The following is a 21,001-nucleotide window of genomic DNA, read 5'->3' as shown; positions in this document are numbered from 1 at the left end:
AGATCGGGGAGAGGCAGCACAATTTTTCTTCTGGCCAAAAATGTTTGCTCGAAGCCGCTTTACTTGCGCTGTTTCTTTACTCAACCACGTTCAATGCGCCTTCTGTTTGCCGTTGGCTTAGCGCTGGCCCTAGGTCAGGCCCAGGCCCAAACCACCTTGCAGCTCACCAGTGTGCCTGCCAATACCCCCGCCGGGGCCAAGCTGTACGTGGCGGGCAGCTTCAATAACTGGAACCCGGCCAGTGCCGATTGGCAACTGCAGCCGGGAGCGGCGGGCCGATACCAGATTACGCTGCCGGCAGCGGTTAGCGGAGCGGTTGAGTTTAAGTTTACCCGCGGCTCGTGGCAGACCGTGGAAAGCGACGCCCAATTTGCCGATGTGCCCAACCGCCGGCTCACGATTGGCGCCGGCCCGACTACCATTGATTTGCAGGTGTTGGGCTGGAAGGACTTAGGAACCAATGCCCCCGCGCCGTGCCAATCGACGGCTATGCAGCCGCAAGTGCGGGTGATCAGCAACGAGTTTGATATGCCGCAACTGGGGCGCAAGCGCCGGGTGTGGGTGTATTTGCCCACCGACTACGCCACCAACCCGCAGCAGCGCTACCCGGTGCTCTACCTCCACGATGGCCAAAACGTGTTTGATAAATGCACCAGTTTTTCGGGCGAGTGGGGCGTGGACGAAGCCCTAGGTAAGCTGGAGCAGCAGGGCGTAGCGGCAGGCAAATGCGTGGTGGTGGCCATCGACAACGGTGGCAGCTCGCGCCTCGATGAGTACTCGCCTTGGCGCAACGCCCAATACGGCGGCGGGCAAGGCGGTCTGTACGTCGATTTTCTGGTGCAAACGCTTAAGCCGTATATCGATGCCAATTACCGTACCCTCATCGACCGCGCCAACACGGGCATTGCTGGTTCGAGCATGGGCGGGCTGATTTCGTTGTACGCAGCTACCCGGCACCCCGAGGTTTTTGGACGGGTAGGCGTATTTTCGCCGGCGTTTTGGTTTGCCGAAACCGAGCTTAAAAACTACTTGCGCCAACACCGCGCCACCGCGCCCACCCGCTTTTACTTTGTAGCCGGCGCGCAGGAAAGCCAAACCATGGTGCCGCTAATGCAGGCCGTGCGCGACTCGCTACAGCGAGCCGGCTACGCCGCCACCGACCTGAGCTATCAGGTGCGCGCCGATGGGCAACACGCCGAGTGGTTTTGGCAGCGCGAGTTTCCGGCTGCTCACCAATGGCTTTTTGCGCCCGGCACAGTAAACAGCCAGCGCCCTACGGCACAACAACCGTTCGGAATGTACCCAAACCCGGCCAACCAGCAGGTTACGGTGCAGTTGCCCGCGGGCCTTTCCGAGGCGCGCCTGGAGCTGGTAGATACCACGGGCCGCGTGGTGCTGCGCAGAGCCTTGCGCGAGGCTAGCAGCGTAATCGACGTGAGCGCGCTGCCAAAAGGCAATTACGTAGCACGGGTAAAGGGCAAAAAGTACGCGGTTAACCAAACGCTGGTCAAACAATAAACCCTAGGTGCGTTGTTAGTTTAGCAGTGAAAGGCAATAGAAGCCTGATCGGATTAACATATTTTCATATAATCCGGTTTTTATTGAGTAAACATCAGTGGATGTCGGTTTTAGTGATGATTTTGTAGTCATGGCTTGGCTTTATTGAAAACCTATGTACTTTTGCAGCGTCAAAACGACACAGCCATGAATATCTCGACTTCGCAGCAGCTTTGGTGGTGGCACGGCCGAAATCTCGGACGGGTCGCACCTGCGTCTGTAAGCTAGTCGAAGCAGCAACCGCTGCTACCACCAGATACAAAGCAACAAGCCCGGCCGAACAAGCCGGGCTTGTTGCTTTTCGGGCCCGGCCGAAAAATCCAAACGCCAGCTTCGAATCTCACTCGCCATGTCAGCACCCATCAAGCTTCGCACCCGTCACCTGAGCCTGCCCGCCGATACTGTTACTCCAGTGGGCCTGTACCTGCGCTTGCGCGACCAGTACCCGGGCTGCTTGTTGCTCGAAAGCTCCGACTACCACGCGCAGCAAAACGCCTTCTCGTACATCGCATTTGATGAGCTAGCTCGCTTTGAGCTGCGCGGCGCCGAGTTGCTGGAGCGCCTGCCCGACACATCGGAGGAACGCAGCACGCTGGACAATCCGCGCCACGAAGCGCTGGACCGCTTGCGCCAGTTTGCCCGTCGCTTCGAGGCACCTGCTGCCGACTTTCCTTTCATTTCGGGCGGGTTGTTTGGTTACCTCGGCTACGGCGCGGCGCAGTACTGCGAGGATGTGCAGTTCGATGCTACTAAGCCGGTGGCAGGCCCGCTGCCCGATGCGCGCTATGGCCTGTACCGCTATGTGTTGGCGCTTAACCATTACCGGCAGGAGCTGCACATATTTGAACACACCCCGGCCGATAGTGAGCCCGACGATGCGGCCCTGCAGCGCCTGCTGAGCGTGGTGCGCAGCCCCGTGCGGCCCACCTTTGGCTTTGCCATGGAAGGGGAGGAGGAAACCAACCAAACCGACGACGAATTCCGCCGGGTATTGGCTGCCGGCCAGCAGCACTGCCTGCGCGGCGACGTGTTTCAAATTGTGTTGTCGCGCCGCTTTGCCCAGCGCTTCCGCGGCGACGAGTTTCAGGTATACCGCGCTCTGCGGGCCATCAACCCTTCGCCGTACCTGTTCTACTTCGACTACGGCCAGTACCGCCTGCTGGGCTCGTCGCCCGAGCCGCAGCTGCGCGTAGAGGGCCGCGAAGCCAGTATCTTCCCGATTGCCGGTACGTTCCGCCGCACCGGGCAGGATGCCGAAGATGCTGCATTGGCGCAGAAGCTAGCCGACGACCCCAAGGAAAATGCCGAGCACGTAATGCTGGTCGACCTGGCTCGCAACGACCTAGCCCGCCACGGTCGCACCGTGGAGGTACGCCGCTTCCGCGAAATTCAGTACTACTCGCACGTAATCCATTTGGTAAGCCACGTGGCCGCCACCCTGGCCGATGGCACCGATCCGCTGCAGGTAGCCGCCGACACGTTCCCGGCCGGTACGCTTTCGGGCGCCCCAAAGGTGCGGGCCATGCAGCTGATAGATCAGCTGGAGCCCACAGCTCGTGGCTTGTACGGCGGCTGCATTGGGCACCTAGGCCTGAACGGCGACTTCAACCACGCCATTTTCATTCGCTCGTTTGTGAGCGTGGGCCGCACGCTTTACTTCCAGGCCGGAGCCGGGGTGGTAGCGAAGTCAGACATCGAATCGGAACTGAACGAGGTGCATCACAAGTTGGCTGCGCTACGCCAGGCCCTTAAGCAAGCTGCCGCAGCCGGCGACGAAGTGCTGCCCGTGGAGCTTGGCGCCACCGAGTCTGCCACAGCCGCTCGCTAATCCCTAGGTTGATCAACCGCCCACCTCTGTAGAACCTGCCGACCGATGTCTATTCTCGTTTTCGACAACTACGATTCGTTTACCTACAACCTAGTGCAGGTGCTGCGCGAACTGGGCTACGGCGACCAGATTACCGTGCGCCGCAACGACCAACTCGACCTGGATGAAGTAGAGCAGTACGATGCCGTGCTGCTGTCGCCCGGCCCGGGCATTCCCTCGGAGGCTGGTCTGATGCCGGAGCTTATCCGTCGCTACGCCCCAACCAAACGCATTTTGGGCGTGTGCCTAGGTCATCAGGGCATTGCCGAAAGCTTCGGGGCTAGCCTGATTAACCTGAGCGCGGTGCGCCACGGCGTGGCTACCGACGCTACGGTATCGGTACCCGGCGAGCGGCTGTTTGCCGGCATTCCCGAGCGTTTTCGGGTAGGACGCTACCATTCGTGGGCGGTGAAGCCCGACACCATGCCCGACTGTTTGGAGGCCACGGCGTTTGACGAGGAAGGTGAAATCATGGCGCTGCGCCACCGCCAGTACGACGTGCGGGGCGTGCAGTTCCACCCCGAGTCCATCCTGACGGAGCACGGCCACCGATTGCTGCAGAACTGGTTACACGACCTGCCGGCCGCTAAGTAATCAATCCGCAAGCATCAACCGAGCCTACGCTCACCCGCACATATGAAACAACTGCTCACTGCCCTGTTCGAACACCACAACCTAAGCCGCATCGAGGCCCACGAGCTGATGCTGCGCCTAGGTCAGGGCGAGGTGAACGACGCCGAAGCTGCCGCCCTGCTGACCGTTTTTCGGATGCGCCCCATTACGGTGCCCGAGCTGGCTGGCTTCCGCGATGCGCTGCTTGAACTGTGCCGCGACCCGGAGCTGGGCACCCACGAAGTGCTCGATATCGTGGGCACCGGCGGCGACGGCAAAGAAACCCTGAACATCAGCACACTGGCCAGCTTTGTGGTGGCCGGTGCTGGGTATAAGGTGGTGAAGCACGGCAATTTTGGCGTGTCGTCGTCGGTGGGGGCTTCTAATATCTTAGCTTATTTCGGCTACGATTTCGATTCGCCAACCCATCGGCTGCGCCATCAGCTGGAGGCGGCCAACATCTGCTTTCTGCACGCGCCGGCGTTTCACCCGGCTATGCGCCGCATTGCGCCGGTTCGGCGCGACCTAGGCGTGCGCACGTTCTTCAACATGCTGGGGCCGCTCATCAACCCCGCTCGCCCTACGGCGCAGCTGTTGGGCGTGTATAGCCTCGAGCTGTTGCGACTGTACCAATACTTGCTGCAGGAAAGCGGCACCCGCTACGCCGTGGTGCACGCCCTCGATGGTTACGACGAACTCTCGCTTACCGGCGACGCAAAAATTGCTACTTCCGACGAGGGCGAGCGGCTGTTGACGGCTGCCGAACTCGGCCTGCCCGTGTGCCGCACCGAAGACCTGGTAGGCGGCCGCTCCGTGGAAGGTTCGGCCCGCATCTTCCGCGATGTGCTCGATGGCAAAGGCACCCGCCCGCAGTGCGATGTGGTAGCCGCCAATGCCGCCCTAGGTATCACCTGCATCAACCCCAACATCAGCCTGCCCGATGCGCTGGAGGCCGCCTACGAGTCGCTCGATTCGGGGCGGGCGCGGCAGGCCTTTACCACCTTGCTGAACACCTAACCCAAGGCCAGCTTACTCCCGATTCTTCAACACATCACATATGCCTTGCCACTGCCGCCCGCGCACCTAAGCCCGAGCACGCAGCCCAAGGCAACCGACATGAGCACTACCATTTCGCCCCCCGATGTACTCGCCCGCATTGTGGCCCACAAACAGCAGGAGGTAGCCGAGCGCCGCAGCTTGGTGCCCACCACGCTGCTCGAGCGCAGCCAGTACTTCAACTCGCCTACGTTGTCGTTGCTAGGCTACCTGCGCCGGCCCGAGCTCAGCGGCATCATTGCCGAGTTTAAGCGCCGCTCGCCTTCGAAAGGCTGGATCAACGAGTTTGCCAAGGTGGAGCGTACCACCCTAGGCTACATGATGGCCGGGGCTTCGGCATTGTCCATCCTCACCGATACCGAGTTCTTCGGCGGCAAAAACGACGACCTGACCACGGCCCGCAAGTTCAACTTGTGCCCCATCCTGCGCAAGGATTTTGTGATTGATGAATACCAACTGCTCGAAGCCCGCAGCATTGGTGCCGATGCCGTGCTGCTGATTGCCAGCGTGCTCGAGCCTACTGAGGTACGTCGCCTAGGTCTGTTTGCCAAGGACCTAGGGCTGGAGGTGCTGCTCGAAGTGCACGACCGCGAAGAGCTGCTGCGCACCCTCGACGTAGCCATTGAGGCCGTGGACCTGGTGGGCGTGAACAACCGCGACCTGCGCGACTTTTCGGTGAACATCGAACGCTCGTTGGAGCTGGCCCAGTTGCTGCCCGCCCGCCTAGGTCGGGTAGCCGAAAGCGGCCTGCGCACCGCCGCCGACATTCAGGTGCTGCGCCAAGCTGGGTTTGATGGTTTCCTGATCGGGGAAACACTCATGCGCAACAGCCGCCCCGAGAAAGCCTGCGCCGCGCTTATTCAGCAGCTGCGCGAACTGCAAACCGTGCGCTAACTGTTGCCGAGGCCATGACTGCTGCTCACTCGTTGCTGACCACTGCACTGCCTACCGCATCGGCTAACCGGCCGTTGGTGAAGGTATGCGGCCTGAAGTACCCCGACAACGTAGCCCAAGTGGTTGCGCAGGAGGTGGACATGCTGGGCTTCATCTTCGCCCCGAAGTCGCCGCGCTATGCGCTGGATACCCTGGATGCCGCCCAAATGCGCAGCCTTTCGGTTATCAAAGTAGGAGTGTTCGTAAACGAGCGCACAGCCGTAATCCGGCGAATTGCTTTGCACTTTGGTCTTGATGCTGTGCAGCTCCACGGCCACGAAACGCCGGCCGAGTGCGCTGAGCTGGCTGCGGCCGGCCTCGCGGTTATCAAGGCGTTCGGAGTAGGGGAGTCGTTCGACTTCAGTCAGTTAGAGGCCTACGTGCCGCACTGCAGCCTGTTTGTGTTCGATACGGCCGGGCCCGCTGCTGGCGGCAACGGCGTAGCCTTCAACTGGGAGCTGCTGCGCCGCTACCACCTGCCCACGCCTTACCTGCTGGCCGGCGGCCTAGGACCCGACAATGCTGCTGCAGCCGGTGCCCTAACCTTACCCGGCCTAGCTGGTTTCGACCTCAACAGCAAGCTCGAGCAAGCACCTGGCCTGAAGAACCCGGCGCTGCTCCGCGAAACGCTGAGCCAGCTGCGCCCGGCGGCTACATCCATCCGCTAACACCACACCAACTATGTCCTTTCAACCCACTGCCCGCGGCTACTACGGCCAGTTTGGTGGCGCTTTCATCCCGGAAATGCTCTACCCCAACGTGGAGGAGCTGCGCGAGCAATACCTAGGCATTCTGGCCGATCCGGATTTTCAGCAGGAGTACCAGCAGCTGCTGCGCGACTACGTTGGTCGGCCCACGCCGCTGTTCCGAGCCAAGCGCCTCTCGGAGCGCTACGGAGCTACTATTTACCTGAAGCGTGAAGACCTGTGCCATACCGGCGCCCACAAGGTGAACAACACCGTGGGTCAGATTTTGCTGGCCGAGCGCCTAGGTAAAAAGCGCATCATTGCCGAAACGGGAGCCGGCCAGCACGGCGTAGCCACGGCGACAGTGTGCGCGCTGCGCGGGCTGGAGTGCATTGTGTACATGGGCGCCGTGGATATGGAGCGGCAAAAGCCCAACGTGGCCCGCATGTGCATGCTGGGGGCTGAAGTGCGGCCCGCCACCAGCGGCAGCCAAACGCTGAAAGACGCCACCAACGAAGCCATCCGCGACTGGATTTCAAACCCCACCGATACACATTACATCATCGGCTCGGTGGTGGGCCCGCACCCGTACCCCGATTTGGTAGCGCGCTTGCAGTCGGTGATAAGCGAAGAAATCCGGAAGCAGCTGCTCGCGCAAGCCGACCGCGAGCTGCCCGACTATGTGGTGGCCTGCGTAGGAGGCGGCTCCAACGCAGCAGGTGCCTTTTACCACTTCCTCGACGAGCCCACCGTGCAGTTGGTAGCCGTGGAAGCTGCCGGCCACGGCGTGCACACCGATAAATCGGCCGCTACTTCAGTGCTGGGTCGGCCGGGTATTATCCACGGCAGCCGCACGCTGCTGATGCAGGACGAGCACGGGCAGATTACCGAGCCGCACTCCATTTCGGCTGGCCTCGATTACCCCGGTATTGGTCCGCTGCACGCCTTTCTGGCCGATTCGGGTCGCGCTAAGTTTGTGGCCGTTACCGACGAAGACGCCCTGCAAGCTGCGCAGCTCTGCAGCCGCCTCGAAGGCATCATTCCGGCGCTCGAAACGGCGCACGCTTTCTCGGCGCTCGATCAGCTCGAGCTGAAGCCCACGGATGTGGTGGTACTTAACCTGTCGGGCCGCGGCGACAAAGACCTCGAGACCTACCTGCGCGAGCTGCACCTAGCCTAGTATATGCGCGCTGCCGCGCCAACCCTCAACTCAACAATCAGGCACCGTGCAAACCGCAACTCAGCCCGATAACGTGGTTCAGACCAACCGCTTCGCCGACCTCTTTGCGCGCAAGTCGCAGGGGCTGCTCAACCTATACATTACGGCTGGCTACCCCGGCCTCCACGACACCGTTCCGCTGCTGCGCACCTTGGCCGATGCCGGTGCTGATATTCTGGAAATAGGCGTACCCTTTTCCGACCCCTTGGCCGACGGTCCGGTGATTCAGCAAACCAGCACCGTGGCCTTGCGCAACGGCATGACGCTGCGCCGTTTGCTCGATGAGCTGCAGGGCGTTCGGCAGCATTTGCCCGATACGCCGTTGCTGCTGATGGGCTACCTGAACCCCGTGATGCAGCTAGGCATGGAGCATTTTTGCCGCCGCGCTTCCGAAGCAGGTATCGATGGCGTAATCCTGCCCGATCTGCCCGCCGAAGAGTACGCCGACTTCTACCAGGAAACCTTCCGCCGCTATAACCTACGCAAGGTGTTCCTCATCACGCCGCAAACCTCGGAAGCTCGCATCCGCCGCCTCGACGAGCTAACCGATGCGTTCCTGTACCTGGTGTCGGGCCCGGGCCTGACGGGCGGCAACCAAACCGCCGACAAAACCGCGCAGGACGCTTACCTGCAGCGCATTGCCCAAATGAACTTGCGCAACCCGCGCCTAGTAGGCTTTGGCATTGCCGATCGGGCCTCGTTCAATCAGGCCTGCCAGCACGCCAACGGCGCCATCATCGGCTCGGCCTTGCTGCGCGCCATAGAAGGCGCCGACGACCCGCACGCCGCCGCTCGCCAATTTGTTCAAAGCATCCGCTAGCACCTAAGCAGCGGCCAACGGGCTTCTGCAATCACCTGAAACTTTCCCCAGACCCACATCAGCGGTCCATGATAATTCACCTCGACCCCCAGCTTACGTTTGCTGCACAAGAAGCCTTGGTTGCTGAACTGCGCCAGCTGCGTTTCAAAGTCACTCCGGTTCATACGCAGCGCGCGGCTTACCTCGTGGCCCTAGGTCCGCAAGACGTTGACCTGCGCCGCATTGCGTCCCTGCCCGGCGTGCGCGACGTGCATCGCGTGTCCGACGACTACAAGCTGGTGTCGCGCAAGTGGCGCGTGCACCCCACCGTGCTTGACCTCGGCGACGGTATTCACCTAGGCGAAGGCTCGCTGAGCATTGTGGCTGGCCCCTGCAGCATCGAGAACGAAGGCCAGATGGAGGCCGTGATGCAGCACCTGGTGCGAAGCGGTGTGCGCCTGATGCGCGGCGGCGTGTTCAAGCCCCGTTCGTCGCCGTACTCGTTCCGCGGTTTGGGCCTGGCTGGCCTGCGCGACTTTTACCGTTTGGCCCGCCAGCACGGCTTGCGCATCGTAACGGAGGTAATGCAGGTGTCGCAAGTAGAGGAGATGTACGACTACGTCGACGTGTTTCAGGTGGGCGCGCGCAACACCCAAAACTTCAACCTGCTCGACGCCCTAGGTGGCGTAGACAAGCCCGTGCTGCTGAAGCGCGGCGTATCGGGCACCATCGAGGAGCTGCTGCACTCGGCCGAGTATATTTTCTCGGGCGGCAACGAGGACATCATTTTGTGCGAGCGGGGCATTCGTACCTTCGAAACGGCTTCGCGCAATACGCTCGATCTGAACGCAGTACCCATTCTGAAAGAGAAAACCCACCTGCCGGTGTTCGTCGATCCTTCGCACGGCATTGGCTTGCGCGAGCACGTGGCCCCGCTGGCTTTGGCCGGCATCATGGCCGGTGCCGACGGCATTTTGTACGAAACCGCGCCGGTGCCCGAGCGCGCCGCTTCGGATGGCCAACAAACCCTCGATTTCGACGAATCGGCAAGGCTGGTGGAGGCCATGCGCCGCACCTACGCGCTGCGCCAAGAGCTGATTGAACGCGAGCTGGTGTAGCACCGCTCGGCAAAACAATGCAGAAAGGGCCGGGTTGAGGTTGGAAATAGCCTCATCCGGCCCTTCCTTCGTTTTATGTTGTTTGAGTTTAGCCCGTATAGCTCGTTGCTGCTGCCGTTTTTTGTGCAAGGCATCGTGTTTGGGGTGCTGCTGCTGGTGCGCAGCTGGCGCCTCGAGGAGCCCGCCGACCGTTGGCTGGGGCTCCTGATTTTGCTGTACACGGCCAACGTAGCGCAGTGGATGCTGGGGTTTGCCGGCTGGTACGACGCGCACAACGCGTACTCCACCTTCATGTTCTACTTCCCGTTCTCTTTTCACCTAGGGGCGGGGCCTTTGTTCTATTTCTACTTCCGCAACCTTACCAACCAGCAGTTTCGGCTGCGCAAAGGTCAGTTGTGGCATTTTGCGCCGGCCGCTGCCTACGTGGCCTGGCATGTGTTCTGCTTCGTGGCCGATGTACTGGTGCAGCACCGCGCGCTGGGGCAGCCTTTGCCCGAGCATTTTGGCACCAAGGGCGCGCTCATCAGCATCGTTGCCGTGCACGATGTGGCCAGCCTGCTCAACTACATTTCGCTAGGTGCCTACGGGTATTTCACGCTCCGGGAGTTTCGGCAGTACACCCGCTACCTCAACGACAACTTTTCCGATACCGAGCGGCGGCGTTTCCGGTGGTTGCGCCATGCGTTGGTGGCCGTGCTGGTGGGCACCGTAGTGTCGGTGGCTTTTTCGTTGGTCGATTTCGGCGCTGGGCTGTCGTACGTTCAGTTCTGGTACGGCTACTTGTTCACGGGGCTCATCATTTACTACCTCAGCATCGGCGGGTGGCAAGCGCAGCACCACGGGCGCGTGCCGCTGCATTTCAAGCCACAACCGGTGGGGGCCGACCCGGCAGCACCCGAGCTAGTTGTAAAAACGGCACCCGAACCCATAACCGATGCCCCCACCACCGAGCAACTCCGCTGGGCCGAGCGCCTCGAGCAGCTGATGCTCACCGAGCGGCCCTACCTCGAGCCCGACTTATCGCTCGGTGACTTGGCCACCCGCCTGCAAACCAACACCACCACTTTGTCGAAGGTCATCAACGCGGGCTTTGGGCAAAACTTCAACGACTTCGTGAACAGCTACCGGGTAGGAGAGGCCGAGCGCCTGCTAACCGACCCCAAGTACCAGCACTATACGCTGGTAGGCATTGCGTTGGAGTCGGGCTTCAACTCCAAATCTACCTTCAACCGGGTGTTCAAAAAGCTTAAGGGCGAAACGCCTAGTGAGGCGGCTACGCGGCTCAAATCACAAATTGCGTCGTCCCGAATCATAACCTGAAGCGCTTTCGGGGTGTAGCTAAAGCAGTTTTGGGCTGTTCAAACAACTCACTGCCTTGCCATGAAAAAGCTCTTGTTCTCAGCCGCGGCCCTGCCCACTCGCGCCATCGATGCCGCCTGGCTTTTGTTTCGCCTGCACCTAGGGCTTTCCATTGCCGATGGCGCCGGGCTGCCCAAGCTCACCAACCTGGCGGCCGTAGCCAATGCCCAGGTACCCGGCCCGCCCGACTGGTTTGTGCAGCAAGTGGCAGGGCTTGGGTTCACGTTCCCGTCGCCCTACTTCTGGGCGGGCGCCGCCGTGTGGGGCGAGTTTGCGGGCGGGTTGCTCATTGCCCTAGGTTTGTTTACCCGCTGGAGCGGGCTGCAGCTAGCGTTCCAGTTTTTCGTGGTGGCATTTCTGTGGTACGAAGACCCGTCGCCCATCACCGGCATGTACTACCAACAACTGTTGTTTTGGGCCTTTATGGTTATAACGGCTGTTGGCCCCGGGCGCTATTCGCTTGATTACTACATCGGCCGGCGGGCCGCTGCGGCCGAGCCCGTAGCAGCCGCCCAACTCGGCAACCGCCAACCGGCCTGGGCGGCCGGGGCAGCAGTGGTTTGCGCACTGCTGATTGCCTTTAACAGTTGGGCCGGCACGGTGCATTCCGATTTGTTCATCGAGCCAGGCAAGCAGTTTGTGTTGGGCGGCTCGCAGGAGGGCACCTTTAAGGTAGAGGCCCTGAACAAAGGCAAAGTGCCGGTCGAAATCAAAGAGCGGCCCCGCGGCGGCGGTATTTTCGGCAAGGCCACGCTGCAACCGGGCGCGCGGGCCAGCTTGCGGTTTACGGCCGGCTCGGCGGCGGTGCTGGTCAATTCTTCGACCAATCAGCAAGCCAATTTGGCGCTGACCATCACGCGGGGCGAGGGACTGAGCATGACCTCCGAACCAGTAGGGCAGCGACAAAAAGCCGAGTAAGCAGCCCGCACTTTCCCAATAATTTTGGCTCGAACCTAGGCGAAGTTGCATCGTTGCAAATTCTTACTACTTTTGTGGTAGTCATGCTGCACCAGTCCATCAAATGCAATTTTACGCTGTACGTCCAGCCCATTCACGGGGCCGGAGTCGTGCCGTTGCATGTGAGAAAATGAAGCTACCGCAGCTACTCTTCCTTCTCTGAAATCAACTAAGCCCGGCTCCGCTCAACGGAGGCCGGGCTTTTTTTCTGCCTAAGTAGTTCGTATGCAAGCCCCTCACTTCACTGCCGAAGACCACCTCGTGTGGAAGGTTCTCTTCGACCGCCAAACCGCCCTGCTGCACCGCCGGGCCGCGGCGCCGTTTGTGGCCGGGCTCACTCGCCTGGGCCTCGCCCGCGACGCTGCCCCCAACCTCGATGACCTAGGGCAACGCCTGCGCCAACACACCGGCTGGGACGTGGTGCCCGCGCCGGGCCGCGTCGACGACCGCACGTTTCTGGCTTTGCTGGCCGAGCGCCGGTACCCGGTTACGCAGTGGGTGCGCTCCATGCAGCAGTTCGACTACATTGCCGGGCCCGATTTGTTTCACGATGCTTTTGGCCACTTGCCCATGCTCACCGACCCCGAGTGGGCCACTTGGCTCGAGCATTTTGGGCAGGTAGCGCGCCACCACCTCCACGATGCGGCCGCTGTGCAAGAGCTGGTGCGCCTGTTTTGGTACACGGCCGAGTTTGGGCTGGTGCAGGAGGGCGAGCAACTGCGCGTGTTCGGTGCCGGTTTGCTGTCGTCGGCTTCGGAGCTGCACCATTGCCTTGGCGAGGAAGTAGTACGTCAGCCCCTTGAGGTAGCGGCCGTGGTAGCCACGCCCGTAGTGCGCGAGGGGTTTCAGGCGACGTACTTTGTGCTGCCCAATTGGGCCGAGCTTTCCGACGCAACGGCCGAGCTAGCGGTGCGCCTTACGGCCGCAAACGTGGGCGCCACCGTATCGGCCGACCAGAGATAAGCTCGGGCTTGCTGCCCAACGGACAAGTGCCCAAAAGGGCCCGCTGCCAGCGGGCCTTTTTGGGCACTTGTCCGTTAAAAATCTTAGCGGCGGCGCCGGGTTAGCTGCCGAATGCCGAGTGCGCCAGCTGCAGCCACAAGCAACGACACCCCGCCGTCGATCGGAATTTCGGTAGGGGGATTGGGGATGTTGGGGGTTGGGCCGCCAGTGCCAGGGCCCTGGGCCAGTGCCGAAACGGAATTCACAAGCATCACAAGCAGCGCAAGCACTGTAATGCGCATAAAAAGCGATTTGAGCCTGGCCGAAACATAATGGCGGTACATAGGAAATTGGCTTCAGAAAAGTATACAATGGCAAATGTACGAGGCCACTAATTGACGACCACGCGCTTGACGACTACCGCTTGGCCTAGGTGCAAGTGGAGCGTGTATATGCCAAGGGCTAGGTGCTGGAGCGGCATGGCGCGCAGCTCTTGGCCACCGGGTATGGTTTGACGCTGCACCGCTTGTCCCAAAGAGTTGAAAAGCACGGCCTCTGCGATTTGGCTGCCCGCGGGCAAGCGTATCCAAAGTCGGTCGTGGGCTGGGTTCGGAAACACCTCTGCCTCAAGCTGTGCACCTAGGCCTGCAGTGGCAAGCGGACGGGCCGGAGTGAAAAGCAAGCTAAAGCGGGAGGTGGCCAGGCCGGCTTCGGCAGCGAAGGCGTACGTGGGTTGTTTCTGAAGGTCGACCACAGCGCCGGTGGCAGCATCGAGCAAGTGCACGGCAGTTCCGGCGGGCAGGTTCAATAACTCGTCGGCCTTCAGGGTAAAGTTGCCGGCCGCGCCTAGGTAAGTAAGCAGCGGCACGGCCACGGGAGCCGAGCCCAGCAAGGGCAAACCACTGATGGAAAGCAGCGCGTTGGGGTTGTCGCCGATGGCCAGCATGTTGCCACCGGCCGAAAGCTTGTGGGCATCAAAAGCCGAATCGAACGCGGGCGTGGCGCCGGCCCGGAAGTACACCGCAACCTGATCGGAGGTGCCAGCACCGTTCAGGCTGATTTTGGCAAGCGCGTGTGTATGGGTGGTGCGCTCGAGCGGTGCATTGGAGGGCGCAGCAACGCGCGCGGCGTTGGTAAACGTGAGGCTGCCATTTGCGCCCGGTGTGCTCGTGCGCACGAAAAACCCTTGCGCCACCGGCAGAATATTGCTGCCGCCGTTGGTGGAAACCCCGCTGCCCGCCACGTAGCTCGCGTAACTGCCCGAGTACGGACCGTTCGATTTGAACACGTACACGGTGTTCTCGAGGTTGGTGGCGCCAGCGTAGGTAAGGTTCCAGTCGATGGGCGAGGGGTAGGGGTTGCCGAGCAGATGCCAGCCAGCTTGGGGTGCGGCGTTGCGTCCTAGGTCGTTGCGGGCAATGGTGCCGTTGTTGGGCTGGCCTGCAAAGCTGATAATTTGGTTGGGGGCTATGTTGGCGGTGTACCCTTGGCCCGGCACCAGCAATTCGGCGGTGCTGCCCGGCGAAACCCAGCCTAGGTCGAAATCGGCCACTGCGCCCCGGCCGCTGGCCGTTACCCGCGACTGCTCGTAGAAAAACAGGTTCGGAAAGGGTATAACACTGCCCGGCTGGGGAGCGGTGTTGTAGGCCGGGTTTACCACTGGCGCAAAACCGGCCGGGCCGCTTGCCTGCACACCCGCAATGCTGCTGCCAGCCACCGGCGAGGCTAGGTGCCGGTAACCCAAACCGCCGTTTCGGGCGCCGCTGATGTACTGCTGAACGCGGGCGTTGCCCGTTATTTCGGCTGCGCCAAGGTTTACCACCGTGGCCGTACCATTGGCCGAGGAAAGCAGCGTCAGGTTGTTGTTCGTCGCCAGGTTGCCCGTTAAGGTCAGGAGTTTGCTGATGGCAACTGGCTCGGCTAACTGCGCGCCGGCAGCGCCCACCGTGAGGCTGCCCACGCTAACACTGCCGCTGCCGGATAGCGTTTGCGCGGCCGGCCCATTGGCAAGCAGCGTGCCCAAGCCACCTAGGGTACCGTTGTTAGCAAGGTTGCCGGTAATGGTTAAGGCGCCGCTCTCGGCCACGCCAAGCGCGGCGCCCGTGGCAATGCTCAGGTTGCGAGCGGCGCCGGTGCTGCTTACCAGCGGCATGCGCGGCACGCCGGATGGTATGCTCACGTCGTCGGTGGCGGAGGGCACGCGGTTGTTGCTCCAGTTGGCCGGGTCGTTGTAATCGGTGCTGGCTGCGCCCGTCCATACGCTGGCCGCGCTGGCGCCCGGGCTCACCACCACCGTAACGGTGTAGGTTTGCGTTTGGGCGGGCGTGCCGTTGTCTTGCACCCGAAACGAAACCGTGTTGCTCCCAACGTTGCAGGCCGCGCCCGTTACGCTGAAGTTGAGCGTGGGGTGGGGCGAATCGTTGTTGGCCAGGTTGGCCGTGGCGTTGCACAGGCCGCCCAGGCTAGGCGTAACGGTTACGTTTTGGTTGCCTTCCGAGCCAAAGAATTGCGCCGTCAGGCTGCGGGTTTCGCCTTGGTTAAGCATAAAAGTAGTACTCTGTGCCAGGCCCACAGCCGCGGGCGGGTTGTTGCGGCTGCGCACCTGAAAGCCAATGCATTGGTTGTCGAGCCAATCGATGCCGCCGGGCGAGTTGGGCGCGGGCATATTGGGTGGGGCGCTGCCCGGCTGGTTGAACCTACCGAACTCGAAGAAATTTTGCTGGTCGCCCACGTTGCCGCCCACCACGGCACCCAATTGGCCGCCAAAACCACCCGAACCCCCGGAGCTGATGGCCGTGGTCCACTGCATGTCGCCGTAGGCAAAGGTCACGTCGTCGCCGGCAAACCCCGGTGCCGTGTTGGCCCGGATGATAACCTGAAAGGTGTTCAGTTTATCGGCCTGCTCGAGGTAGTAGCCAACGCGGTCGTAGGTAACTACCAGGCGGTCGGGGAAAAGCCGGTACCAAACAGCGCCGCCGTTATCGTTCTGGGTGTCCACATCGGCCCAAAACGGCGCCAGCATGGCTATGTCCTCGTCGCCGGACTCACGAATGGGCAAGCCCGACGAGCTGAACGCCGGATAGGCCCTGTTGAAGGTGATATTGCCGTTGGTGTTGATGTACACCTGGGTGTAGGTGGTGCCGAAATACTGAAACCCAAAACCCAGCGCGATGGGCCCCAGCGAGGGGTCGTCGCCGCGCTCCACCTGCGTCCATCCTGCGGGGTTGGCAGCGTCGAAGGGCTCGGCGCAGGGAGGCAGGCTTGCCGCGGTGCGGCTTTGCGCACCGGGCCGCGGGGTAGCCCGAGCGGCGGCCGGTGGTGGGTATTTGCCGCGCAGCAGCTCGGCCAACTGCCGCTTGCGGGCGTTGTACTCGGGGTTTGCCTTGGCCGGATCGGTGGTGCGGGGAGCTGCCTGACCTAGGGTTGCGGCCACTGGCAAAGCAGCCAACAACCCCACCGTAAGCCACTGCTGCAAAAAGCGTAACGCTGGTAGCATAAATTGGGGGAAAACTCTTTTGACAATAAGACCAAAAAGTACGTACCCAGCGCGTGTTATGTAAGCTTAAATTAATATTTAATTGAATTTATCAGGGCAAGCCAGAACGCACCATTACTGCCCTGTCGGGCATTGCAGACCCAAAAGCGCCCCGCTGCTGATTCGGAGCAGAACCAGGGGCGGGGCGCGCTCAAGCCAAGCAATCAGCAATAAAATCAGCGGGTTAGCTCATCAGTAGGCCCAGCCCAACCGGCGGTACACAAAGTGCAGCAGCCACAACGGCCCGATCAGCAGAAATTGCACATCCTTCAGGAAGCTCGGCTTTTTGCCCTCCACCTTGTGGCCCCAAAACTGACCAACCCAGGCCAGCACAAACACGATCAGGCACACGGCCCACAGCGGGAGCGGGGCTTGGGCCTCCACGGCGCGCAGCGCCAGCGCCATGGCCGTGCTTACCAGCACCATACCTAGGGCCAGCGGAACCGAAAGGCGCACGTAGTAAACCACGGCCAGTGCCATTACCAACGTGGCCCAATTGAGCCACGGGCTGATGCGCTGCACCGCCTCCGGCACCGGCACCGACCACAGCAAACCCAGCAGCGAAAACATAATCAGCGGCACGCAAACCCAGTGCACCAGTTTGTTGGTGGGGTTCTGGTGGCTTTCGCCGTACTCGTGCAGCAACAACGAGAGGGTGGCAGTGGGCATAGCGGTGTTGGTGGAGTGGTTGATGAGGGAATATAGCGGAAGAACAACCCCTTGCGCAAGAAAAAGCCACCGCAACCTAGGGAAGCGGTGGCTCGGCGGCTCACTTGCAAAAGCACCTAGCCTAGCCTTTGAGCTTGAGTTGCTTTTTGAGGTAGCCGAGGGCCAGGGTATTGGCCTTGGTGGCCGCGGCGGCGTCGTACTTGGGGTTGCTGGGGTTGGCAAAGGCGTGGGCGGCCTCAAAATTGTGCACGGTTAGCTGTTTGCCGGCTTGCTTCATATCGGCCTGAAACTGCTTTACCACGGCGGGGCTGATGCTTTGATCTTGCGTGGCGAAGATGCCCAGCACGTCAGTGTTCAAGGTTCTCAGCTTGGCCACGTCCTTCTCGGGCATGCCGTAGTAAATCACACAGCCCGCGGCCTGCTTGCCGGCCAGCATAGCCGCCTGCAACGACCACCCACCGCCGAAGCACCAACCCAGAGTGGCCACTGGCGCTTTGGGCCCGGCGTGTTGTAGCGCCCCCCGAACGATGTTCTGCGCCCGGGTTTTGTCAACGGTTTGCACAAGGCGGCTGGCTTCGGGGGCGGTGGTAGCTAACTTCCCGTCGTACAGGTCGATGGCCAGCACCGTAACGCCGGGCATAGCCGCGGCCAAACGGTCGGTTTCGCGCTTGATGTAGTCGTTCAGGCCCCACCACTCGTGTATCACAAACAAAAATTTGCCGTTGGGTTGCGCGGGTTTTACCTCGTAGCCGTAAGCGGTGCTGCTGTCGGGGGTGGCGAAGCTGATGGTTTGGCCCGCGGCCTGCGGGGTGTAGTCGAAGGGCAGGGGCGCGTCGTGCCCGCTCACGAAGGCCGGGTCGGCGGCTAGTTGCGCAAAAGCCAGCATGGCATCGGGCGCGGGCTTAACGCAGCACGGGGCCGATTGTTGGGCCCGCAGGGCAGCCGCGCTTAGCAGCCAGGCTGCCAGAAAAGCGAAGAGGTATTTCATGGGTTGCGGATGGTTATGAGGTTGGCTTGCACGGAAATCATACGGTGCGGTGGGCCAAGCGGAGCCGACGCAGTTTGGGCAGCTCCTTTTGGGCCCGGCTCCGCAAAGCGCTGCGCGCTTGCGGCAACAAGGGCTCGAGGGCCCACAGCAGCTCCTCGGCTAGCGCGGGGTGCTGCTCGCAGAGCCGCGTAGCCGCCGACAGCGCAAACGTTTGGGTGGCTACGGGTGTGGTCGGGTTGCCAAGGGCGGCCAGGCATGAATCGAATGCTTGCGCCTGCACATCGGCCGGTACGTCGGCAAACTGCAGGGCCCGCATGGTGTTGCGGAGCACGGCATCGGGCTGGTTGGGCAATTGGCAAAACGGCAGAAGCTCCTGTAAATAAGTGGCGAGCAGGTGGGGCTGAGCTTCGGCGCAGTGGCCGAGCAGGCCCGCCGCCATTTGGGTTAGGCGCCGGGGGCCCGCAAAAAGCAGGCGCATGAGCGCGGCAAAGCGGGTTTCATCGGCTCCGATGTAAGCGGTGAGGCGTTGGTAGTGCAAACGCGAATGCTCGCGCAGCAGCTCGTCTTGCAGGTTCATGGGCCGCAATTAACCACCAAAACGGCTGCTGGTTTTGGGTGCCCAGCAGCGCAGCCGCAAACCACACCTAGGCAGCCGGCACGGTACGCACAAAAGCGCCTAGCTCGGTGAGCAGCGCGTACAGGCCCACGTAGGTGCGATTTAGGTAAATAAAGTGTTCGGAACCACGCGGTTCGCGCTCCTGGCGCAGTTCGGGCTTCTGCAGCAACTCGTCGCCGAGGGCGTAAAGTGACTCCAGAAAAGCCGGGTTGCCAAAATCGAACGTGGGTTGACGAAACGGCTGGCCTACCAGCGCCAGCGAGTCGTGCAGGGTGCGCAGGTACAACTCGCGCCGGGCAGCGGGGTCAGACGGGCGCAGCACACCGGCGTCTTCAAGCAAACCCAGCAGGCGGGCTTCGTCGGCGAGGGTTTCGGGCGCGAGCAAGGCCGTGAAAATGGCGTGCACCTCGGCGGGTATTTCCTTCACGCAGCCAAAATCGAGCACGCCCACGGTGCCGCCCTCGTCGGGGCGAAGCAGGAAGTTGCCGGGGTGCGGATCGGCGTGTACCTGCCGCAACTCATTCAGCTGAAACATATAGAAATCCCACAGGGCCTGGCCCAGTTGGTTGCGCACGGCCTGGCTGGGCTGGGTTGCCAGAAACTCGCGCAAGTGCTGGCCCGGCAGCCAATCCATCGTCAGAATACGGGCGGCCGACAGCTCGGGGTAGTAGCGCGGAAACTCGAGGTGGGGCAAGTGGGCGCAGCGCTCGGCAATGGCTTGCCCACGCCGTAGCTCGAGGGCGTAATCGGTTTCTTCGAGCAGGCGCGTTTCCACCTCCTCCAGGTAAGGACGCACCTGGGCTTCGTCGAGGCCCAAAATGCGCAGGGCCACGGGCTTCACCAGCCCTAGGTCGGATTTGATGCTGGCGGCCACGCCGGGGTACTGCACCTTCACGGCCAGTTCTTTATCACCCAAGCGCGCAAAGTGCACCTGCCCGATGCTGGCAGCCTGTCGGGCCGTGGGCTCAAACGCATCGAACAACTCGTAGGGCGACTTGCCGAAGGCGTCGCGGAAGGCTTTGGTTACCAGCGGGCCCGAGAGCGGCGGCGTTTGGTATTGAGCCTGGGCAAACTGCTCGGCGTAGGCCGTGGGCAAGATGTTTTTTTCCATGGCCAGCATTTGCGCCACTTTCAGCACCGAGCCTTTCATTTGGCTGAGCGCGCCGTAGAGCTCGGCCGCGTTGGCGGCATGTAGGTCGTCTTGGCTGACCTCGGCACCGGCTGCGCGCTTGGCGTAGTGCTTCACGTAGTTGGCGCCTACTTTCAGGCCGGTTTTGGCAAAGCGGGCCGCCCGCGCCACCTTGGTAGTAGGCAGCGACACCAACGGCTGCGCGTTGCTAGGCCCGGGCGCCGCGCCGTTGTTAAGGGAAGTGCTCATTAGCGGCGGCGCGATTGGATCAGGAAGCGCGCCAGGTCGAACGCCGAATCGAGGGTGTTAGGGCCTACCAAGTCGAAGCTCAGGCGCACGGCTTTCTCCACAGCCGCATCGGTGCGCTCAAAGTTCAGCGAGTCGTCGTTGGCGAAGAAGCCGAGCACGAACAAGGCCTGTTGCCAGAACAAGCGCGGGTACCGCTCTTGCAGCACCGGGCGCGAGGCTACCTCGTTGGTGTTTTGGCCGGCGCGCAAAATGCCGCCCACAAAAGCTTGAAAGTCGAGCCGAAAATCGTCGAGCACGCGCGGCGTGAGGCCGGGCACCTCGGGCATGTAGCGCCGCAACGACTGCAAGGCATAGCTGCGGTTTTGCTTCAGAACTTCGAGCAGCGTAAAGTAAAAGCCCAGTAGCTTTTCGCGGGCCGAATACTCGGGCCACACCGGCTCTTTGCTGGCTTGCTCGCGGGCCACGCGGCCGAAATCGGCCCATATTTCGCGGTCGATGGCCTCGAAGTTGGGGTAGAAGCGGTAGAACTCCGCCTCCGGTATGCCGAGCTTTTTGGTGAGCTTGAAAACCGAGGCGGGCGGCGTGTTCTTGCGCAGCACGTAGTCGAGGTACGCCTGCTTAATGCGGTCTTTCTCCATGGCACTAACACAACCGGCGGCAGGGTGCATTGGTTGCCAATTGGGCTGCTAAACCGGTTGGGTCATGTGGGC

General features: G+C 61.7%; 19 protein-coding genes. 12 read left to right on the top strand and 7 right to left on the bottom strand.

Features of this window, described 5'->3' with window-relative positions:
• The first annotated feature begins 93 nt into the window (after positions 1–93).
• The 12 genes from D3Y59_RS06660 (at position 94) to D3Y59_RS06605 (ending at position 13,126) form a co-directional block, all read left to right on the top strand.
• Entirely contained in the window at positions 94–1,518 is a 1,425-nt protein-coding gene (locus tag D3Y59_RS06660; protein WP_162910604.1) for an alpha/beta hydrolase-fold protein, read from the top strand.
• A gap of 388 nt (positions 1,519–1,906) precedes the next feature.
• A complete protein-coding gene (locus D3Y59_RS06655; RefSeq protein WP_119444341.1) occupies positions 1,907–3,385 on the top strand; it encodes an anthranilate synthase component I family protein in 1,479 nt (492 codons plus the stop codon).
• A 45-nt stretch (positions 3,386–3,430) separates the two neighbouring features.
• A complete protein-coding gene (locus D3Y59_RS06650) occupies positions 3,431–4,018 on the top strand; it encodes an anthranilate synthase component II (RefSeq protein ID WP_119444340.1) in 588 nt (195 codons plus the stop codon).
• Positions 4,019–4,060: 42 nt separating this feature from the next.
• Positions 4,061–5,053: an anthranilate phosphoribosyltransferase gene (trpD, locus tag D3Y59_RS06645; RefSeq protein ID WP_119444339.1), complete on the top strand. Its 993-nt coding sequence runs from the start codon at positions 4,061–4,063 to the stop codon at positions 5,051–5,053.
• A gap of 99 nt (positions 5,054–5,152) precedes the next feature.
• On the top strand, positions 5,153–5,986 hold the full coding sequence (trpC, locus tag D3Y59_RS06640; RefSeq protein WP_119446361.1) for an indole-3-glycerol phosphate synthase TrpC: 834 nt from the start codon (positions 5,153–5,155) through the stop codon (positions 5,984–5,986).
• Between the two features lie 14 nt (positions 5,987–6,000).
• On the top strand, positions 6,001–6,693 hold the full coding sequence (locus tag D3Y59_RS06635; RefSeq protein WP_119444338.1) for a phosphoribosylanthranilate isomerase: 693 nt from the start codon (positions 6,001–6,003) through the stop codon (positions 6,691–6,693).
• A gap of 13 nt (positions 6,694–6,706) precedes the next feature.
• Positions 6,707–7,891, top strand: a complete 1,185-nt coding sequence (gene trpB, locus D3Y59_RS06630) for a tryptophan synthase subunit beta (protein ID WP_119444337.1) — start codon at positions 6,707–6,709, stop codon at positions 7,889–7,891.
• Between the two features lie 46 nt (positions 7,892–7,937).
• Positions 7,938–8,750, top strand: coding sequence for a tryptophan synthase subunit alpha (gene trpA, locus D3Y59_RS06625; protein WP_240410556.1), 813 nt, complete (start codon positions 7,938–7,940; stop codon positions 8,748–8,750).
• Positions 8,751–8,818: 68 nt separating this feature from the next.
• The gene (locus D3Y59_RS06620) at positions 8,819–9,847 is read left to right on the top strand and encodes a bifunctional 3-deoxy-7-phosphoheptulonate synthase/chorismate mutase (RefSeq protein ID WP_119444336.1); all 1,029 of its coding nucleotides are present in this window, start codon (positions 8,819–8,821) and stop codon (positions 9,845–9,847) included.
• 75 nt (positions 9,848–9,922) lie between these two features.
• A complete protein-coding gene (locus D3Y59_RS06615; protein ID WP_119444335.1) occupies positions 9,923–11,167 on the top strand; it encodes a helix-turn-helix domain-containing protein in 1,245 nt (414 codons plus the stop codon).
• A 60-nt stretch (positions 11,168–11,227) separates the two neighbouring features.
• Entirely contained in the window at positions 11,228–12,124 is an 897-nt protein-coding gene (locus D3Y59_RS06610; RefSeq protein WP_119444334.1) for a DoxX family protein, read from the top strand.
• A gap of 264 nt (positions 12,125–12,388) precedes the next feature.
• Positions 12,389–13,126: a phenylalanine 4-monooxygenase gene (locus D3Y59_RS06605; RefSeq protein ID WP_119444333.1), complete on the top strand. Its 738-nt coding sequence runs from the start codon at positions 12,389–12,391 to the stop codon at positions 13,124–13,126.
• An 83-nt stretch (positions 13,127–13,209) separates the two neighbouring features.
• Here D3Y59_RS06605 and D3Y59_RS06600 read toward each other — a convergent pair whose 3' ends face one another.
• From D3Y59_RS06600 to D3Y59_RS06570, 7 genes are all read right to left on the bottom strand, one after another.
• Entirely contained in the window at positions 13,210–13,377 is a 168-nt protein-coding gene (locus D3Y59_RS06600; protein ID WP_394340470.1) for a PID-CTERM protein-sorting domain-containing protein, read from the bottom strand.
• A gap of 119 nt (positions 13,378–13,496) precedes the next feature.
• Positions 13,497–16,601 carry a nidogen-like domain-containing protein gene (locus D3Y59_RS06595; protein ID WP_119444332.1) on the bottom strand — a complete coding sequence of 1,035 codons (3,105 nt, stop codon included), beginning with the start codon at positions 16,599–16,601 and terminating at the stop codon, positions 13,497–13,499.
• A gap of 231 nt (positions 16,602–16,832) precedes the next feature.
• Positions 16,833–17,309 carry an Mpo1 family 2-hydroxy fatty acid dioxygenase gene (locus D3Y59_RS06590; protein WP_119446358.1) on the bottom strand — a complete coding sequence of 159 codons (477 nt, stop codon included), beginning with the start codon at positions 17,307–17,309 and terminating at the stop codon, positions 16,833–16,835.
• A gap of 121 nt (positions 17,310–17,430) precedes the next feature.
• A complete protein-coding gene (locus D3Y59_RS06585) occupies positions 17,431–18,297 on the bottom strand; it encodes a dienelactone hydrolase family protein (protein WP_119444331.1) in 867 nt (288 codons plus the stop codon).
• A 37-nt stretch (positions 18,298–18,334) separates the two neighbouring features.
• Positions 18,335–18,874: a hypothetical protein gene (locus tag D3Y59_RS06580; RefSeq protein WP_119444330.1), complete on the bottom strand. Its 540-nt coding sequence runs from the start codon at positions 18,872–18,874 to the stop codon at positions 18,335–18,337.
• Between the two features lie 67 nt (positions 18,875–18,941).
• Positions 18,942–20,291, bottom strand: coding sequence for an ABC1 kinase family protein (locus tag D3Y59_RS06575; protein WP_119444329.1), 1,350 nt, complete (start codon positions 20,289–20,291; stop codon positions 18,942–18,944).
• On the bottom strand, positions 20,291–20,929 hold the full coding sequence (locus tag D3Y59_RS06570) for a TetR/AcrR family transcriptional regulator (protein ID WP_119444328.1): 639 nt from the start codon (positions 20,927–20,929) through the stop codon (positions 20,291–20,293). Before D3Y59_RS06570 ends, D3Y59_RS06575 begins: the two co-directional genes overlap by 1 nt.
• Positions 20,930–21,001 lie beyond the last annotated feature (72 nt).

Source organism: Hymenobacter oligotrophus (genome assembly GCF_003574965.1).
In the GTDB taxonomy this organism is placed as follows: Bacteria; Bacteroidota; Bacteroidia; order Cytophagales; family Hymenobacteraceae; genus Solirubrum; species Solirubrum oligotrophum.
Note: the sequence above shows the minus strand (reverse complement) of the source record. Positions and strands in the feature narration are given on the sequence as shown.

Excerpts from the sequence above, each read along its gene's own strand:
- D3Y59_RS06660 (WP_162910604.1), top strand. The coding sequence starts at position 94 with ATGCGCCTTCTGTTTGCCGTTGGCTTAGCGCTGGCCCTAGGTCAGGCC.
- D3Y59_RS06655 (WP_119444341.1), top strand. The coding sequence starts at position 1,907 with ATGTCAGCACCCATCAAGCTTCGCACCCGTCACCTGAGCCTGCCCGCC.
- D3Y59_RS06650 (WP_119444340.1), top strand. The coding sequence starts at position 3,431 with ATGTCTATTCTCGTTTTCGACAACTACGATTCGTTTACCTACAACCTA.
- trpD (WP_119444339.1), top strand. The coding sequence starts at position 4,061 with ATGAAACAACTGCTCACTGCCCTGTTCGAACACCACAACCTAAGCCGC.
- trpC (WP_119446361.1), top strand. The coding sequence starts at position 5,153 with ATGAGCACTACCATTTCGCCCCCCGATGTACTCGCCCGCATTGTGGCC.
- D3Y59_RS06635 (WP_119444338.1), top strand. The coding sequence starts at position 6,001 with ATGACTGCTGCTCACTCGTTGCTGACCACTGCACTGCCTACCGCATCG.
- trpB (WP_119444337.1), top strand. The coding sequence starts at position 6,707 with ATGTCCTTTCAACCCACTGCCCGCGGCTACTACGGCCAGTTTGGTGGC.
- D3Y59_RS06620 (WP_119444336.1), top strand. The coding sequence starts at position 8,819 with ATGATAATTCACCTCGACCCCCAGCTTACGTTTGCTGCACAAGAAGCC.
- D3Y59_RS06615 (WP_119444335.1), top strand. The coding sequence starts at position 9,923 with ATGTTGTTTGAGTTTAGCCCGTATAGCTCGTTGCTGCTGCCGTTTTTT.
- D3Y59_RS06610 (WP_119444334.1), top strand. The coding sequence starts at position 11,228 with ATGAAAAAGCTCTTGTTCTCAGCCGCGGCCCTGCCCACTCGCGCCATC.
- D3Y59_RS06605 (WP_119444333.1), top strand. The coding sequence starts at position 12,389 with ATGCAAGCCCCTCACTTCACTGCCGAAGACCACCTCGTGTGGAAGGTT.
- D3Y59_RS06600 (WP_394340470.1), bottom strand. The coding sequence starts at position 13,377 with ATGCTTGTGAATTCCGTTTCGGCACTGGCCCAGGGCCCTGGCACTGGC.
- D3Y59_RS06595 (WP_119444332.1), bottom strand. The coding sequence starts at position 16,601 with ATGCTACCAGCGTTACGCTTTTTGCAGCAGTGGCTTACGGTGGGGTTG.
- D3Y59_RS06590 (WP_119446358.1), bottom strand. The coding sequence starts at position 17,309 with ATGCCCACTGCCACCCTCTCGTTGTTGCTGCACGAGTACGGCGAAAGC.
- D3Y59_RS06585 (WP_119444331.1), bottom strand. The coding sequence starts at position 18,297 with ATGAAATACCTCTTCGCTTTTCTGGCAGCCTGGCTGCTAAGCGCGGCT.
- D3Y59_RS06580 (WP_119444330.1), bottom strand. The coding sequence starts at position 18,874 with ATGAACCTGCAAGACGAGCTGCTGCGCGAGCATTCGCGTTTGCACTAC.
- D3Y59_RS06575 (WP_119444329.1), bottom strand. The coding sequence starts at position 20,291 with ATGAGCACTTCCCTTAACAACGGCGCGGCGCCCGGGCCTAGCAACGCG.
- D3Y59_RS06570 (WP_119444328.1), bottom strand. The coding sequence starts at position 20,929 with ATGGAGAAAGACCGCATTAAGCAGGCGTACCTCGACTACGTGCTGCGC.